This window comes from Xaviernesmea rhizosphaerae (assembly GCF_001938945.1).
Classification (GTDB): domain Bacteria; phylum Pseudomonadota; class Alphaproteobacteria; order Rhizobiales; family Rhizobiaceae; genus Xaviernesmea; species Xaviernesmea rhizosphaerae.
The window spans coordinates 287,974-301,197 of the sequence record NZ_MKIO01000039.1 but is presented as its reverse complement, the minus strand read 5'-3'; the positions used below and the strand labels follow the sequence as shown (position 1 = coordinate 301,197).

Genomic DNA, 13,224 nt, shown 5'->3' with positions numbered 1-13,224 from the left:
AAAACCGTCAGTCCAGAAAACAGAAGCGAGAGGCACCAGCGCCAGAAGCGCCGCAGCCCCTCGTTCGATGAGCGCCTTATACGGCCACCCAGCCCGAAACGTCAACACAGGAAATGAAAGAAAAATGACGGATCAGGGTAAGGGCATGAAAGAAAACAGGAAAAACTGACGGAGACCCTTAGTCGGCAGGGCGATCTTCCCCGCAGCAGGCCACAGAGTGGAGTCAAAATGGAGGGAAATGGGAGGGAGGATGGAGACAAAAGGGAGAATGAGGGCGTTCACCAGTCTTCGGAGCCTCTCCGACTGCACCGAAAAGCCTTGGGCACGCTCAACGGCCCTACAGAACCTTGAGGCCAGCCTCAGACGTTCCAAGCGGAAGAGGGTGACCCAATATCCGGTCAGGCGCAAACGTCAGGATCACGCCTTTGCTCTCTCAGTCTGAACGCACCAGCCTGATCGCTCCCATCTCGCCTTCTCTTAGCCCCACACCTCTTCGATGAACGCGGCCTTTTAACGACGGTGCGCTGCAATGGCTGTCCGGCTCGGGGCCCTGGCAGCAGCGGACACCGCCTTGCGTCCGGCCGCTCAGCCACAGCCTATGACCAGGCAGACCACGAGCTGGCAAAGCCTTGCGGCAAAGGGCCTGGAGCCCCCTCCCCTCTCCAGCTTCGGACCGTGCTCGCCCGGTAGACTGCAGCCTTCGGATTGACTCGCGCCTGTGAAAGGAGCACATCTCACGCCCAACAAGGGCGGGTCATGATCGACACAACGCCTGTCACAGGGATGCGCATCGGCTGGCATGAACGCTGAAAAGACCATGATGCGGACGCTCGGCAACGAGCCGCCACTTCTGGCGGACGGCCGGCGCGCGCCGGATCGCCGGGAAATCTCGCTGAGATGGCTTTGCGGCACGTTTCTGACCGGGATTACATCAAGTCTTCTGATGGGCGTGGCCTTGTTCGCCGCGGTGGACGGGCGCCAGCAGCTGGCTATTCCGGCCGAAGCCTATGCCGCGCTCGACCAGAATGCCCATGGCGAGGAAAAGACCCGGCGCGGCGGGCGTATTCTCTCGCCCTCCATCGTCGCCAAGCCGTCGGACCGGACGATCCTCGAAGTCGCGACCATGATCAAGCAGGGCGAACGCGAGGTGGTGCGCCGCCAGCCCTTCGCCCATGTAAAAATGACGCTGGCCGCCAATCACCAGACCAATGACAGCTATCCCCCCTTCGACCCGCTAACGATCTTCTCCAATGACGATCGCGAGACCGCCGCGCCTGCCAGCAAGACCGGCACGATCTACGGCTCGGAGGTCGAATCCGAAGTGGCGCTGAAGACGGTGGATTTTCCGCTGAAAGGTGCGGGCCTTACCTTCGGCCCCTCCATGACGCTGGAAGAGGTCGAGGAGAATGTGCGCACCAATGGCTCGCTGCTGACGGAAGACAGCACCCAGCTCGCCTCGCTGTTTTATGTCGATCCCCGCCGCTTCGCGAGCGAGAACAACGATCTCGACCTCATGGGCCTGACCGCCCGCATCGTTGAGCAGAACATGACGGTCTCGCCGCTCGAGCAAATCACCCAGGCGAGCACGGACTATGCCGATGACGTGATCCCCGTGCATCGCGACGCGCCGATCGCCGCGGTTCTCTCCGGTGCAGGCTACGGACGCGCCCAGGCGGTGGATGTGGCCAAGGCACTTGCGGAAGGGCTTGGCCGTGACACGCTCTCGGAGGGGGATATCCTTCGCATGGGCATCATCCAGAACGAGGCCAACGAAGCCTCCGAGGCCAAGGTGGTGCGCATGAGCCTTTACGGGCGCAGCGGCAACCATGTTCTGACCATGGCGCTCGACGACAAGGGACGCTTCGTCAAAGGCAACGAGCCGGCGCCGCTGGCCGCCGTGGCCAGCGCCTTTGACGAGGATGGCAGCCAGCCTGTCGCCAGCGGCCACGACCTGCCCAGGGTCTATGACGGCATCTACCGCGCGGCCCTGTCCTACGGCATGAACAAGGAGATGGTGGCGCGCATCATCAAGCTGCTCGCCAGCAGCGTCGATTTCCAGGCCCAGCTGAAGCCGACCGACAAGCTGGAAGCCTTCTTCTCCGTGGCGGACGAAAGCGGGCGGGCAACGCCCGATTCCGAGCTGCTCTATGTCAATGCCCGCTTCGGCGATGCCGCCCTGCGCTTCTACCGCTTCCAGGATCCGACCGACAACAGCGTCGACTACTACGACGAGTCGGGCAAGAGCATCCGCCAGTTCCTCTTGCGCAACCCCGTTCCCAATGGCCGGCTGAGCTCCGGCTTCGGCATGCGCCGCCACCCGATCCTCGGCTATTCGCGCATGCATCCCGGCACGGACTGGGCCGCCCCGCGCGGCACGCCGATCATCGCCACGGGCAATGGCGTGGTGATCAAGGCCGGCTGGGATTCCGGCGGCTATGGCAACCAGACGCTGATCCGCCATGCCAATGGCTATGTCTCCTCCTATAATCACCAGAGCGCCATCGCCAAGGCGGTGCGCGAGGGGGCGAAGGTGACGCAGGGCCAGGTGATCGGCTATGTCGGCTCGACCGGCCTTTCGACCGGCGCGCATCTTCATTACGAGCTGATCGTCAACGGCACCAAGGTGGATTCGATGAAGATCCGCCTGCCCGGCGGCCGCTCGCTCGAAGGCAAGGAACTGGCCTCGTTCAACGACGAACGCCAGCGCATCGACGCGCTGCTGGCCAAGGACAATCGCGGCGAAGAGGTCGCGGCGACGCAGTAATGCGCCGGGTCCGCTGCGACAGGGCATGCGCCGCCCGGGCACAAGGACCGGCCACGCACTCCTCTGGCCCCTCCTTCCGAGGAAAACACGCGTAAATTCAGACAGAATTAACTGTCACGCGGCTGCAACATGCGGAGCCTACACAACTTGTTGATCGGCGGCCCCGCAGCGTTCACGGCCGCGTTTTGGACCTGCGACCGTCCAACCCCTGCGCATCTGCCGGGCCTGGGCTGAGCGATCCGACGCGCGAACCAATAGCTGCTCAGCAAACCCGCCGCGCGTGGAGCATATCAACATGCATAAGACAGCTTCGGCCGCCTCTCGAGACAGAGTGGCGCATCCTCTGGACGCCGGCGCCGCCGGCCGCTTCATCCTGCCTGTCATCGTGATCCTGGTCCTGGGCGGGCTGGGCTATGTCGCCTATGCGCTCGGACAGGATCTCGCCTCGGCGCGCACCGTGCCCTGGGTCATGCTCGGTCTGGCGCTGTTCATCGCGCTCGGCTTCGAATTCGTCAACGGCTTCCACGACACCGCCAATGCGGTGGCAACGGTGATCTATACGCGCTCGCTGCCGGCGGAGATCGCGGTCGTCTGGTCGGGCTTCTTCAACTTTCTCGGCGTGCTCACCTCCAGCGGCGCCGTTGCCTTCGGCATCATCTCGCTGCTGCCGGTCGAGCTGATCCTGCAGGTCAATTCCGGGGCCGGGCTCGCCATGGTCTTCGCGCTGCTGTGTGCGGCGATCATCTGGAATCTCGGCACCTGGTATCTCGGCCTGCCGGCCTCCAGCTCCCACACGCTGATCGGCGCGATCATCGGCGTCGGCCTCGCCAACCAGTTCATGGCGCCGACGGGGACGGCCACCAGCGGTGTCGACTGGTCGCAGGCCACCAATATCGGCCTGTCGCTGCTTCTGTCACCCCTGGTCGGCTTCGGCTGCGCCGCGCTTCTTCTCGTGGTGATGAAGATGGTGATCCGCAACAAGACGCTCTATCAGGAGCCGAAGACCGCCGCGCCGCCGCCCTTGTGGATCCGCGCCATTCTGATTTTCACCTGCACCGGCGTCAGCTTCGCCCACGGCTCGAATGACGGGCAGAAGGGCATGGGTCTGATCATGCTGATCCTGATCGGCCTGGTGCCCACCGCCTTCGCGCTGAACCGCACGCCGGATCCGCACTATCTCCAGTCCTATCTGGCCGCCTCCACCGGCGTCGAAACGGCGCTCGGCAATTATGTGAAGCCCGGGGTCGAGGTCGCGGATGCGAAAGCGGCGGTTGCCAGCGCCGTGAAGAACAAGGAATGGAACGACACGACGACGCTGGCGCTGCAGCGCTATATTCACACGAGCAGCGCCGAGATCGCGCGCTTCCCCACGCTGGAAGCCATTCCCGATACGCTGGTGAGCAATATCCGCAACGACATCTATCTGATCGGCGAGGCGCTCAAGCTGATCGACAAGAAGAAGCTCCTGCCGATGCAGGATGCGGATCTCGCGGCGGTCAAGGCCTACCATGCGGCCGTCGACAACGCGACCAAGTTCATTCCGGACTGGGTCAAGGTCGCCGTGGCGCTGGCACTCGGGCTGGGCACGATGATCGGCTGGCGGCGCATCGTGCTGACCGTCGGCGAAAAGATCGGCAAGACGCATCTGACCTATGGCCAAGGCGCGGCGGCTGAAATGGTGGCCATGGCCACGATCGGCGCGGCCGACCATTTCGGCCTGCCCGTCTCGACCACCCATGTGCTCTCTTCGGGCGTGGCCGGCACCATGGCCGCCAATGGTTCCGGCCTGCAGGGTCAGACCGTGCGTAACCTGCTGCTCGCCTGGGTTCTGACCCTGCCGGCCTCGATCGCGATTGCCTTCGTGCTCTATGTCGGGTTGCGGCAGGTGTTTTGAACGGAAGGCTGCACCATCGGTTCGGAGAGTGTCGGCCTGCGCATCATTTTCAAGCTGATCCTCTTCACCCGACATGGTCGGGTTCGGGGCTTCCCTGGACGAGCTATCAAGGCGGCGTGCGACCGGGCGCGCCGCCGGATCCCAAGCGCGACGAGGTGCCGCGCGATGGCCTCCCACCGCGACATGACATGTTTCTACGAAAGCGTGCAGTTAAAACTTTAGCGACTTTAAGTTATAAGCCTCATAGCTAATACTCCCTCTGTCTCGCGAATAAGCGTAGGGACGGTAGAGCGCCAAGGCCTGCTGCCACAGGACCTTGCGCACAAGGGAGCAAGACGTATGGGTGAACAACTCGTTCTTCAGGAAAAGCTTCGGAAAGCCATCGCTCAGGAACTCAGCGAGCGCGTCAGCGTGCATCGCAAGAACATTGCAAGGCTGCAGTCTGCGCAGGAGGGCGTGCGCACGCTGGCGGCCCCGCTTGGCAACAGGCCGCTCGTTCTGCTCGCGGAGGGCGACTCCTGGTTCGACTATCCGCTCGTCGGCAACGGGCCGCTGCTTGGCGACACCGACGTCATCGCGCACCTGCGCAATATCGGCGCCATGCCGCCGACGGTCCTCAATCTTGCGGTCGCAGGCAGCACCGCCGTTGGCGAGATGTCCCTCACGCGACAATCCGCCCTGATCGCGCAATTGCAGGACAAGTCCAACTGGTTTCACGGGAAGCCGGACGCCATCCTGTTTTCGGCGGGCGGCAACGACATCGCCGGCGAATCCTTCTGCATCTTCCTCGATTTCAATGACGGCAAGGCCGCAGGCCTGAACACCACGCGCTTCTCCCGGGCCCTTGGCATGGTCGAAGCCTGCTATCTCAACCTATTCGCGATCCGGGATCGTGTTGCGCCGGGTGTCCCGGTTTTCGGCCATTGCTATGATTTCCCGATCCCGAACGGAAAGCACCCCTTATGCGTCGGCCCCTGGCTGAAGCCGTCGCTCGACTACTGCAACTGGTCTGTCGGCAAGGGCACAGCGATTGTCCATGAGGCCTTGACGGAGTTCCGCACCATGCTGAAGGGTCTGGAAGCGAACCCGAAGAACAAATTCCATCTGGTCGATACGCAAGGAACGCTCGACGCAGAAGAATGGGCAAACGAGCTTCACCCCACGCCGAAGGGCTTTAAAAAAATCGCGCAGAAGTTTGCCGATGCGCTCGATGCCAAGCTGCGTCCGACATTTGCCAGCCATGCTGTCGCTGCGCTGACGGCGAGCTCGACAGAGCAGCAATAAGAATTCCCGACAGCATTGCAGGAGGCAGCAGGGACAAGAAAGGCCACGGGCTTTCGCCCGTGGCCCTCTTCAAGTCTCAGAACCGCATGCAGCTTTTGCGCACTTGGAGCATCGGACGGAAGAACCGTCCGATGCTCGGGCGCGTTACGCTGCCACCTTCTCCCCTGCCCCGCTGGTGCGGAACAGAAGCCGGTCGGAGCCGGAGGTGACCTTGACATGGGCGCCATCCGGAATGTCGCCGGACAGGATCTTCTCGGCCATGGGATCCTGAACGAACTTCTGGATCGCCCGCTTCAAGGGACGCGCGCCATAGACCGGGTCGTAGCCGCGCTCGGCCAGCCAGGTCGTGGCGTCGGAGTCGAGCTCCAGCGTAATCTTGCGGTCGGCCAGAAGCTGGCGCAGCCGGGCGAGCTGGATGTCGACAATCGCGCCCATCTCGCTGCGGCGCAGCCGATGGAACAGGATGATCTCGTCGACGCGGTTGAGGAATTCCGGCCGGAAGGCCGCCTTCACCACATCCATGACCTGATCGCGGACGCTGTCGACATCCTGGTTTTCACCGAGAGACGTCAGATATTCTGCCCCGAGATTGGAGGTCATAATGATCATCGTGTTGCGGAAGTCGACCGTGCGGCCCTGCCCGTCCGTCAGACGCCCGTCGTCGAGCACCTGCAGCAGGACGTTGAAGACGTCAGGATGCGCCTTTTCGATCTCATCGAACAGGATCACCTGATAGGGCCGGCGGCGGACCGCCTCGGTCAGCGCGCCGCCTTCCTCATAGCCGACATAGCCGGGAGGAGCGCCGATCAGCCGGGCAACGGAGTGCTTCTCCATATATTCCGACATGTCCATGCGCACCATCGCCGTCTCGTCGTCGAAGAGGAAGCGGGCGAGCGCCTTGGTCAGTTCCGTCTTGCCGACGCCGGTGGGCCCGAGGAAGATGAACGAGCCGATCGGCCGGTTCGGATCCTGAAGCCCCGCGCGCGAGCGGCGCACAGCGCGCGAAACGGCCTGCACCGCATCGCCCTGACCGACCACCCACTTGGCGAGGTCGTCTTCCATACGCAACAGCTTGTCACGCTCGCCTTCGAGCATCTTGTCCACGGGTACGCCGGTCCAGCGCGAGACGACATGAGCGATGTTGTCGGGGGTGACCACCTCCTGCACCATCGGGTTCGCCGTCGCGCCGTCCTGCCCTTCCGCGTCCGCCAGCTCCTTTTCCAGCCTCGGGATCTCGCCATAGGCCAGCTCGCCCGCCCGCTGGAATTCGCCCTTGCGCTGGGCGATCGCCAGTTCGTTGCGCGCTTCGTCCAGCCGCTTCTTCAGGTCGGCGGCCAGGCCCAGCTTGGACTTTTCCGCCTGCCAGCGCGCGGTGAGCGCATCGGCCTGTTCCTGCAGCTCCGTCAGATCACGCTCCAGCTTTTCCAGCCGGTCGCGCGACGAGCGGTCGGTCTCCTTCTTCAGGGCCTCGCGCTCGATCTTGAGCTGGATGATGCGCCGGTCGAGCTCGTCGAGCTCCTCCGGCTTGGAATCGACCTGCATGCGCAGGCGCGAGGCCGCTTCGTCCATCAGGTCGATCGCCTTGTCCGGCAGGAACCGGTCGGTGATGTAGCGGTTGGAGAGCGTGGCGGCAGCAACAAGCGCGGAGTCAGAAATCCGCACCTTGTGATGCTGCTCGTACTTCTCCTTGAGCCCGCGCAGGATGGAGATCGTATCCTCTACCGTCGGCTCCTCGACCATGACGGGCTGGAAGCGACGGGCCAGCGCGGCATCCTTCTCGACATGCTTGCGATATTCGTCAAGCGTCGTGGCGCCGACGCAATGCAGCTCGCCGCGCGCCAGCGCCGGCTTCAGGAGGTTCGAGGCATCCATGGCGCCGTCGGCCTTGCCCGCGCCGACCAGCGTGTGCATCTCGTCGATGAACAGGATGATCTCGCCGGCCTCGGCCTGCACCTCGGACAGAACCGCCTTCAGCCGTTCCTCGAACTCGCCGCGGAACTTCGCACCGGCAATCAGCGCGCCCATATCGAGCGCCATCAGCCGCTTGTCCTTCAGGCTTTCCGGCACGTCGCCATTGACGATGCGCAGCGCCAGACCTTCGGCGATCGCCGTCTTGCCGACGCCGGGCTCACCGATCAGGACCGGATTGTTCTTGGTGCGGCGCGACAAGACCTGGATCGTGCGACGGATCTCGTCGTCGCGGCCAATCACGGGGTCGAGCTTGCCCTCGCGGGCATCGGCCGTCAGGTCGCGGGCGAACTTCTTCAGCGCGTCGAAACCGGCCTCGGCATTGGCGCTGTCGGCGGTGCGGCCCTTGCGCAGCTCGTTGATCGCCTGGTTCAGCCCGGCGGGGGTGACGCCGGCCTTGCTCAGGATCTGCGCCGTGGCGGCAGAGCTTTCGATTGCCATCGCCAGAAGCAGACGCTCGACGGTGACGAAGCTGTCGCCGGCCTTTTTGGCAGCCTCTTCGGCTGTCGTGAAGACCTTGGCCAGCGGGCCGGACAGGGAAATGCCGCCATTGCCGCCGGACACCTTGGGCAGCTTGGCCAAGGCGGCATCATTGGCCACCTTGGCATCGCGCACCCGGCCGCCGGCGCGCTCGATCAGCGAGGACGCCATGCCCTGGTCGTCATCGAGCAGCACCTTCAGCACATGTTCGGGCACGAATTGCGGATGACCCTGCGCCAGCGCATAGGTCTGCGCCGATTGCAGGAAGCCCCGCACGCGCTCGGAATATTTTTCGATATCCATCGTCTGTCTCCTTCTAATCGGCCCGCCCTGGCGGCGCGGTCCGACGGTTGGGATCAGGCTCCCTCACGCGGCGAGCCTGTCATGGTTCCAGCATCAGGTCTTTGCGCTCAATCAAATGAGTGCCTGATCAACTGGTGGTGAACCGGATATGGGAGGCGGAAAAACGGAATTAAAGAGGTGGCTTGGCGGCAGCTTGAGGAATTTCAGCAAGCGCCGGGAGGGGCGCCGAGTGGGACACCGGACGCGGCGCAATGCGGCCCGCAGATCCATCCTTCCAAAGGGTCGGCCTCCGCGGGAAACCCGTAATTCGACGCCTGGCGCTGAAACGCCCAGGCCGCCTGGACGGCGCAGAGCAGCGCATCGAGCTCGTCGCCGGTCGCGTCCTCGGCGAGCGAGACCGGAGCCGCCACCGCAAGCCCGTGGTCTTGCGCAAAGGCCGCGCCGGTGAGCGATGCGAGAAGGTCGCGGCGCGCCGCGGCCAGCGCCGGCGTCTGCTTGCTTCGAGTGTCGTTCTTATAGGAGCGGCGTCCGATCAAGGCGCGGGCCAAGACACCGGGATAGGCTTCGAGAGCAATGCGCTCGGGATCGCCATCCTTGAGAAGCGGCAGATGAACGCCGGCTTCGAGCAGCCGGCGCGCGCCCTCGAAGAACATCAGCGCCACCGGCACGCCATGCAGCTTCTGCGGGCTGATGCCGCCGGTGTGGCGGTCGATCCCGCGCTGGTGCTCGCGGTCGCCGCTGGCGCGGGGAAGGCGATAGGCGGTGAGCATCTCCCGGAATTGGCTGCGCGACAACGTCGCCATGGCGGCGACATAGGTCGCCCAATCCCGGGGCCAGCCGATCGTCTCGATGAAGCGCCGCGACTGGCCGAAAGGAAAGTCGAGCCCCATCACCCAGGGACCGGGTGCCGCCAGCGCCGCCTCGAATTCGGCAAAATCCGTCCAGCGATGCATCTGCGAAAAGGAGAGGCTGTCGCCGCGCAACAGACACTCCGCCGCCGTGATCGGCTTGGCGCGCCGGGGTGCCGAGGTGAAATCCACGCCAATGATCCGCATTGCTTCTCCCGTAGTGCTGCTGCCGGCGACACACAATCGCTCGATGAACGGCCTGCGCCGCAAACCCTAGCGCATCGGAGTGAACATCATAGGCGAGAGGATACGACACAAAGGTTCCCACTTTTCGGTCCGATGCTCCAAAGCACCAGCCTGAACCCCGCACGAAAAAGGGCGACGCAAGCGCCGCCCTTCCTCCTGTTCCATCTGCTTCAAACGCTTATTCCGTCACGGCCAGAGCCGGCTCGGCGCTGCCTTCGCCTTCGCCAGAACCACCTTCGGCGGCATCGGAGCGGCGGGTGCGGCGCGGGCGCGGGGTGCCGCGGCGGCGCGAGGCGGCGCGGGTGGGCGCTGCGGCAGCGGCTTCGTCTTCCATCGCCACTTCGACAGGCACGCCTTCGATCACCGGCTGCGGACCCGTGCCGTCAAAAACGGCGTCAGGCTGCTCGTCGGGGATTTCGGCCGCAACGGCGGCAGGCGCTGCCACACGCGGTTCGCGCGGCTCCCGGGGAACGCGCGGCTGACGGGGTTCGCGGCGTTCGCGCGGCTCGCGCACTTCGCGCGGCTGCTGGGCAACGGGCGCCGGGGCCGGCGCCTGAACCGGTGCGGGCGCGATGTCTTCCCCGCCGTCCAGATCGTCACCATCCATCGTATCACGATCGCCATAATCGCGGTCGTCATAGCTCACGCGGTCATCCCGCTGGAATCGCTCCTGCAGATGCGCCTGCGCGGCGGCAATGATGCGGTTGTAATGTTCAGCGTGCTGAAGATAGTTTTCGGCCATCACCCGATCGCCGGCGCTCTGCGCATCGCGCGCAAGGGCCGCATATTTTTCGGCGATATGCTGCGCGGTGCCGCGAATCTTCACATCGGGGCCGGAGCTGTCATAGGTCCGCGTCAACGGATTCGAGCCCTTGCGGTTGTGGTTGTTTCCACCCCCGTTATTGCCATTGTTATTGTTGTTATTCCGCCCGCGGCCGCGCTTGTTTTGCTGTCCTGGCCTCATCGTCACTTCACCTGAATTTCTCTTGAGATTGCTGGGCGCCGTGTCGCGGCCAAGGCAAAGGCCGTGGTTCATGAACGCGCCGCGACCGATCTGCCTTCAAGACAGCCTTGTCGCCTGGGTTAACGTCAAATTAACAGATACACGCATCAGGTCCCGCGACCTCAGCAGCTCCTGAGCAAAAGGAGCGAAAATTCTGTCTCGGTGCGACCGGAAGACCTCAAGGTCAGCGCCCCTCGACCGGATGCGTGCAGGGAACCTAGCGATGATTCCCGCTGATTCCAAGCCTTTTTTCGGCATCTGCGAAAAGCCTCCCGGGCTTTTGTGCAGGTTTGATGCAGCGGTGCCGCAACATTTGCCGTTTCGATTGCTTTGAACCAAGTCTAGCGGGCAAAAATTAACGCTCTGTCACGCCCGCCGAAATCACGCACGGCTTCTAGAAGCCGGAAACCCCGCTCGACGAACAGAGCCGTCACCGCGAGCCGCTGGTCATAGCCGATTTCCACGCCGATAACCCCCTCGTCTTCGAGATGGCCTTCGGCTCCTTCGGCCAGGATGCGATAGGCATCCAGCCCATCCGCACCACCATCAAGCGCCTTGTGCGGATCGAAATCCAGCACGTCGCGCTCCAATGTGCTCATCACACTGGAAACAATATAGGGCGGATTGGAGACGATCGCATCGTATTTGCCCGAAATTTTTTCCCACCAGTCGCTTTTTTTTGTTTCGACCCGGTTTTCCAGGCCATTTGCGCGGGCATTGCGGGCGGCCATCGACAAGGCGCCCTCGGAAATATCCGTTGCCAGACCTGTCGCTTGCGGGATCTGCGACAGGAGGGCGATGAGGATCGCACCGGTGCCGGTGCCAAGATCGATGATACGGCAGGTGCCCTTGCGCGCCGCAGTCGCGCGCAGAGGCGGCAAGAGCCTGTCCACCAGCACTTCCGTGTCCGGCCGGGGTTCGAGCGTCTCCGGCGAAAGCGCAAAGGTCAGACCGTAAAATTCGCGCCAGCCGAGAATGCGGTGCAGCGGCTCGCCGCCGGCCCTTCGCGCAATCGCCTCGCTCAGCCGCGCCGCCTCCTCGGGCGCGAGCGCCTCCCCTCCCCGCGTCATCAGCGCGGTCGCGGAAAGGCCGAGCAGCTCGCCGATCAGCCGGCGCGCTTCCCGGGCCGGTTCGGCAAGGCCCGCTGCGGCAAAGGCCTGCCGGGCCGTGGCCAGCAGGCGGTCGAGCGTGTCGGCATCGGGCCCTTCGGCGGTCATCCCTGCTGCTCGCCGAGCTGGGCCAGCTGGTCGGCTTGGTAATCGGCCAGAAGCGCATCGATCAACTCGTCGAGATCGCCTTCCATCACCCGGTCGAGCTTGTAGAGCGTCAGGTTGATGCGATGGTCGGTCACCCGCCCCTGCGGGAAGTTATAGGTGCGGATGCGCTCGGAGCGATCGCCGGAGCCGACCTGGCTGCGGCGCGAGGCGGAGCGTTCGCTGTCGGCCTTCTGGCGCTCCATGTCATAGAGCCGCGAGCGCAGCACCTGCATGGCCTTGGCACGGTTCTGGTGCTGCGATTTTTCCGAGCTGGTGACGACGAGGCCGGTCGGCAGATGGGTGATGCGCACGGCCGAATCGGTGGTGTTGACGTGCTGGCCGCCGGCGCCGGAGGAGCGCATCGTATCGATGCGGATATCCTCGTTGCGAATCTCGATATCGATCTCCTCCGCCTCCGGCAGAACGGCAACGGTGGCGGCCGAGGTGTGGATCCGCCCGCCGGCTTCGGTCTCCGGCACGCGCTGAACCCGGTGGACTCCGGATTCGAACTTCAGCCGCGAGAACACGCCGCGCCCGGTCACGGTGGCGATGATTTCCTTGAAGCCGCCGGCCTCGCCATCGCTCGATGAGAGGATTTCCACCTTCCAGCTGCGGCCCGAGGCATAGCGCTCATACATGCGGAAGAGGTCGCCGGCAAACAGCGCAGCCTCCGAGCCGCCTGTGCCCGCACGGATTTCCAGGATGGCGCTCTTCTCATCGGCCGCATCCTTGGGCAGCAGCAGAAGCTGCATTTCCTTGGCCAGGGCCTCGAGCCGCTCGCTCACATCCGGCCGCTCCATCTCGGCCAACTCGCGCATCTCGCGGTCCGTCGCCTTGTCGGCGAGCAGGGTCTCGATGTCGGTCAGCTCATTCTGCGCCTTCTCATAGGCGCGGATCTTCGCCACGACCGGCTGCAGCTCGGAATATTCGGAGGCGAGCTTCACATAGACATCGGCCGCCGGCCCGGCCGACATGCGCGCTTCGATCTCGCCGAAGCGGCGTTCGAGCTCGCGCATTTTTTCAACGGGAAGCGTAGGCAACGGCAAACTCCAGATTTCAGGTCCGGGCTGAGCCCGGTGCGCCGGGACGTCGTCGCCGGCAATGTAAGGTAGAGGGCGGCAATGCGCCTGCGGCAGGCCGACGCGCTACGGCGTCGTACCCGAACGGCCTGGCGGCCC

8 protein-coding genes are annotated in these 13,224 nt (G+C 64.1%); 3 read left to right on the top strand and 5 right to left on the bottom strand.

Annotated elements, in window-relative coordinates:
* Nucleotides 1-799: 799 nt before the first annotated feature.
* The 3 genes from BJF92_RS19475 (at nucleotide 800) to BJF92_RS19465 (ending at nucleotide 5,942) form a co-directional block, all read left to right on the top strand.
* Nucleotides 800-2,764: a M23 family metallopeptidase gene (locus BJF92_RS19475; protein ID WP_075636387.1), complete on the top strand. Its 1,965-nt coding sequence runs from the start codon at nucleotides 800-802 to the stop codon at nucleotides 2,762-2,764.
* A 295-nt stretch (nucleotides 2,765-3,059) separates the two neighbouring features.
* Entirely contained in the window at nucleotides 3,060-4,658 is a 1,599-nt protein-coding gene (locus BJF92_RS19470; protein ID WP_075636386.1) for an inorganic phosphate transporter, read from the top strand.
* Nucleotides 4,659-4,997: 339 nt separating this feature from the next.
* Nucleotides 4,998-5,942 carry an SGNH/GDSL hydrolase family protein gene (locus BJF92_RS19465; protein ID WP_075636385.1) on the top strand — a complete coding sequence of 315 codons (945 nt, stop codon included), beginning with the start codon at nucleotides 4,998-5,000 and terminating at the stop codon, nucleotides 5,940-5,942.
* A 144-nt stretch (nucleotides 5,943-6,086) separates the two neighbouring features.
* Here the strand turns inward: BJF92_RS19465 and clpB are convergent, their stop codons facing one another.
* The 5 genes from clpB to prfA all read right to left on the bottom strand — a co-directional run bounded on the left by clpB (nucleotide 6,087) and on the right by prfA (nucleotide 13,086).
* On the bottom strand, nucleotides 6,087-8,693 hold the full coding sequence (gene clpB, locus BJF92_RS19460) for an ATP-dependent chaperone ClpB (protein WP_075636384.1): 2,607 nt from the start codon (nucleotides 8,691-8,693) through the stop codon (nucleotides 6,087-6,089).
* 203 nt (nucleotides 8,694-8,896) lie between these two features.
* The gene (locus BJF92_RS19455) at nucleotides 8,897-9,748 is read right to left on the bottom strand and encodes a DUF429 domain-containing protein (protein WP_075636383.1); all 852 of its coding nucleotides are present in this window, start codon (nucleotides 9,746-9,748) and stop codon (nucleotides 8,897-8,899) included.
* A 217-nt stretch (nucleotides 9,749-9,965) separates the two neighbouring features.
* Nucleotides 9,966-10,751, bottom strand: coding sequence for a DUF4167 domain-containing protein (locus BJF92_RS19450; RefSeq protein ID WP_075636430.1), 786 nt, complete (start codon nucleotides 10,749-10,751; stop codon nucleotides 9,966-9,968).
* A 380-nt stretch (nucleotides 10,752-11,131) separates the two neighbouring features.
* On the bottom strand, nucleotides 11,132-12,007 hold the full coding sequence (gene prmC / locus BJF92_RS19445) for a peptide chain release factor N(5)-glutamine methyltransferase (RefSeq protein WP_075636382.1): 876 nt from the start codon (nucleotides 12,005-12,007) through the stop codon (nucleotides 11,132-11,134).
* A complete protein-coding gene (gene prfA, locus BJF92_RS19440; protein ID WP_143524102.1) occupies nucleotides 12,004-13,086 on the bottom strand; it encodes a peptide chain release factor 1 in 1,083 nt (360 codons plus the stop codon). The genes prmC and prfA overlap by 4 nt, the downstream gene beginning before the upstream one ends.
* Nucleotides 13,087-13,224: the final 138 nt, after the last annotated feature.

Excerpts from the sequence above, each read along its gene's own strand:
- BJF92_RS19450 (WP_075636430.1), bottom strand. The coding sequence starts at position 10,751 with ATGAGGCCAGGACAGCAAAACAAGCGCGGCCGCGGGCGGAATAACAAC.
- BJF92_RS19470 (WP_075636386.1), top strand. The coding sequence starts at position 3,060 with ATGCATAAGACAGCTTCGGCCGCCTCTCGAGACAGAGTGGCGCATCCT.
- BJF92_RS19455 (WP_075636383.1), bottom strand. The coding sequence starts at position 9,748 with ATGCGGATCATTGGCGTGGATTTCACCTCGGCACCCCGGCGCGCCAAG.
- prmC (WP_075636382.1), bottom strand. The coding sequence starts at position 12,007 with ATGACCGCCGAAGGGCCCGATGCCGACACGCTCGACCGCCTGCTGGCC.
- clpB (WP_075636384.1), bottom strand. The coding sequence starts at position 8,693 with ATGGATATCGAAAAATATTCCGAGCGCGTGCGGGGCTTCCTGCAATCG.
- BJF92_RS19475 (WP_075636387.1), top strand. The coding sequence starts at position 800 with ATGAACGCTGAAAAGACCATGATGCGGACGCTCGGCAACGAGCCGCCA.
- BJF92_RS19465 (WP_075636385.1), top strand. The coding sequence starts at position 4,998 with ATGGGTGAACAACTCGTTCTTCAGGAAAAGCTTCGGAAAGCCATCGCT.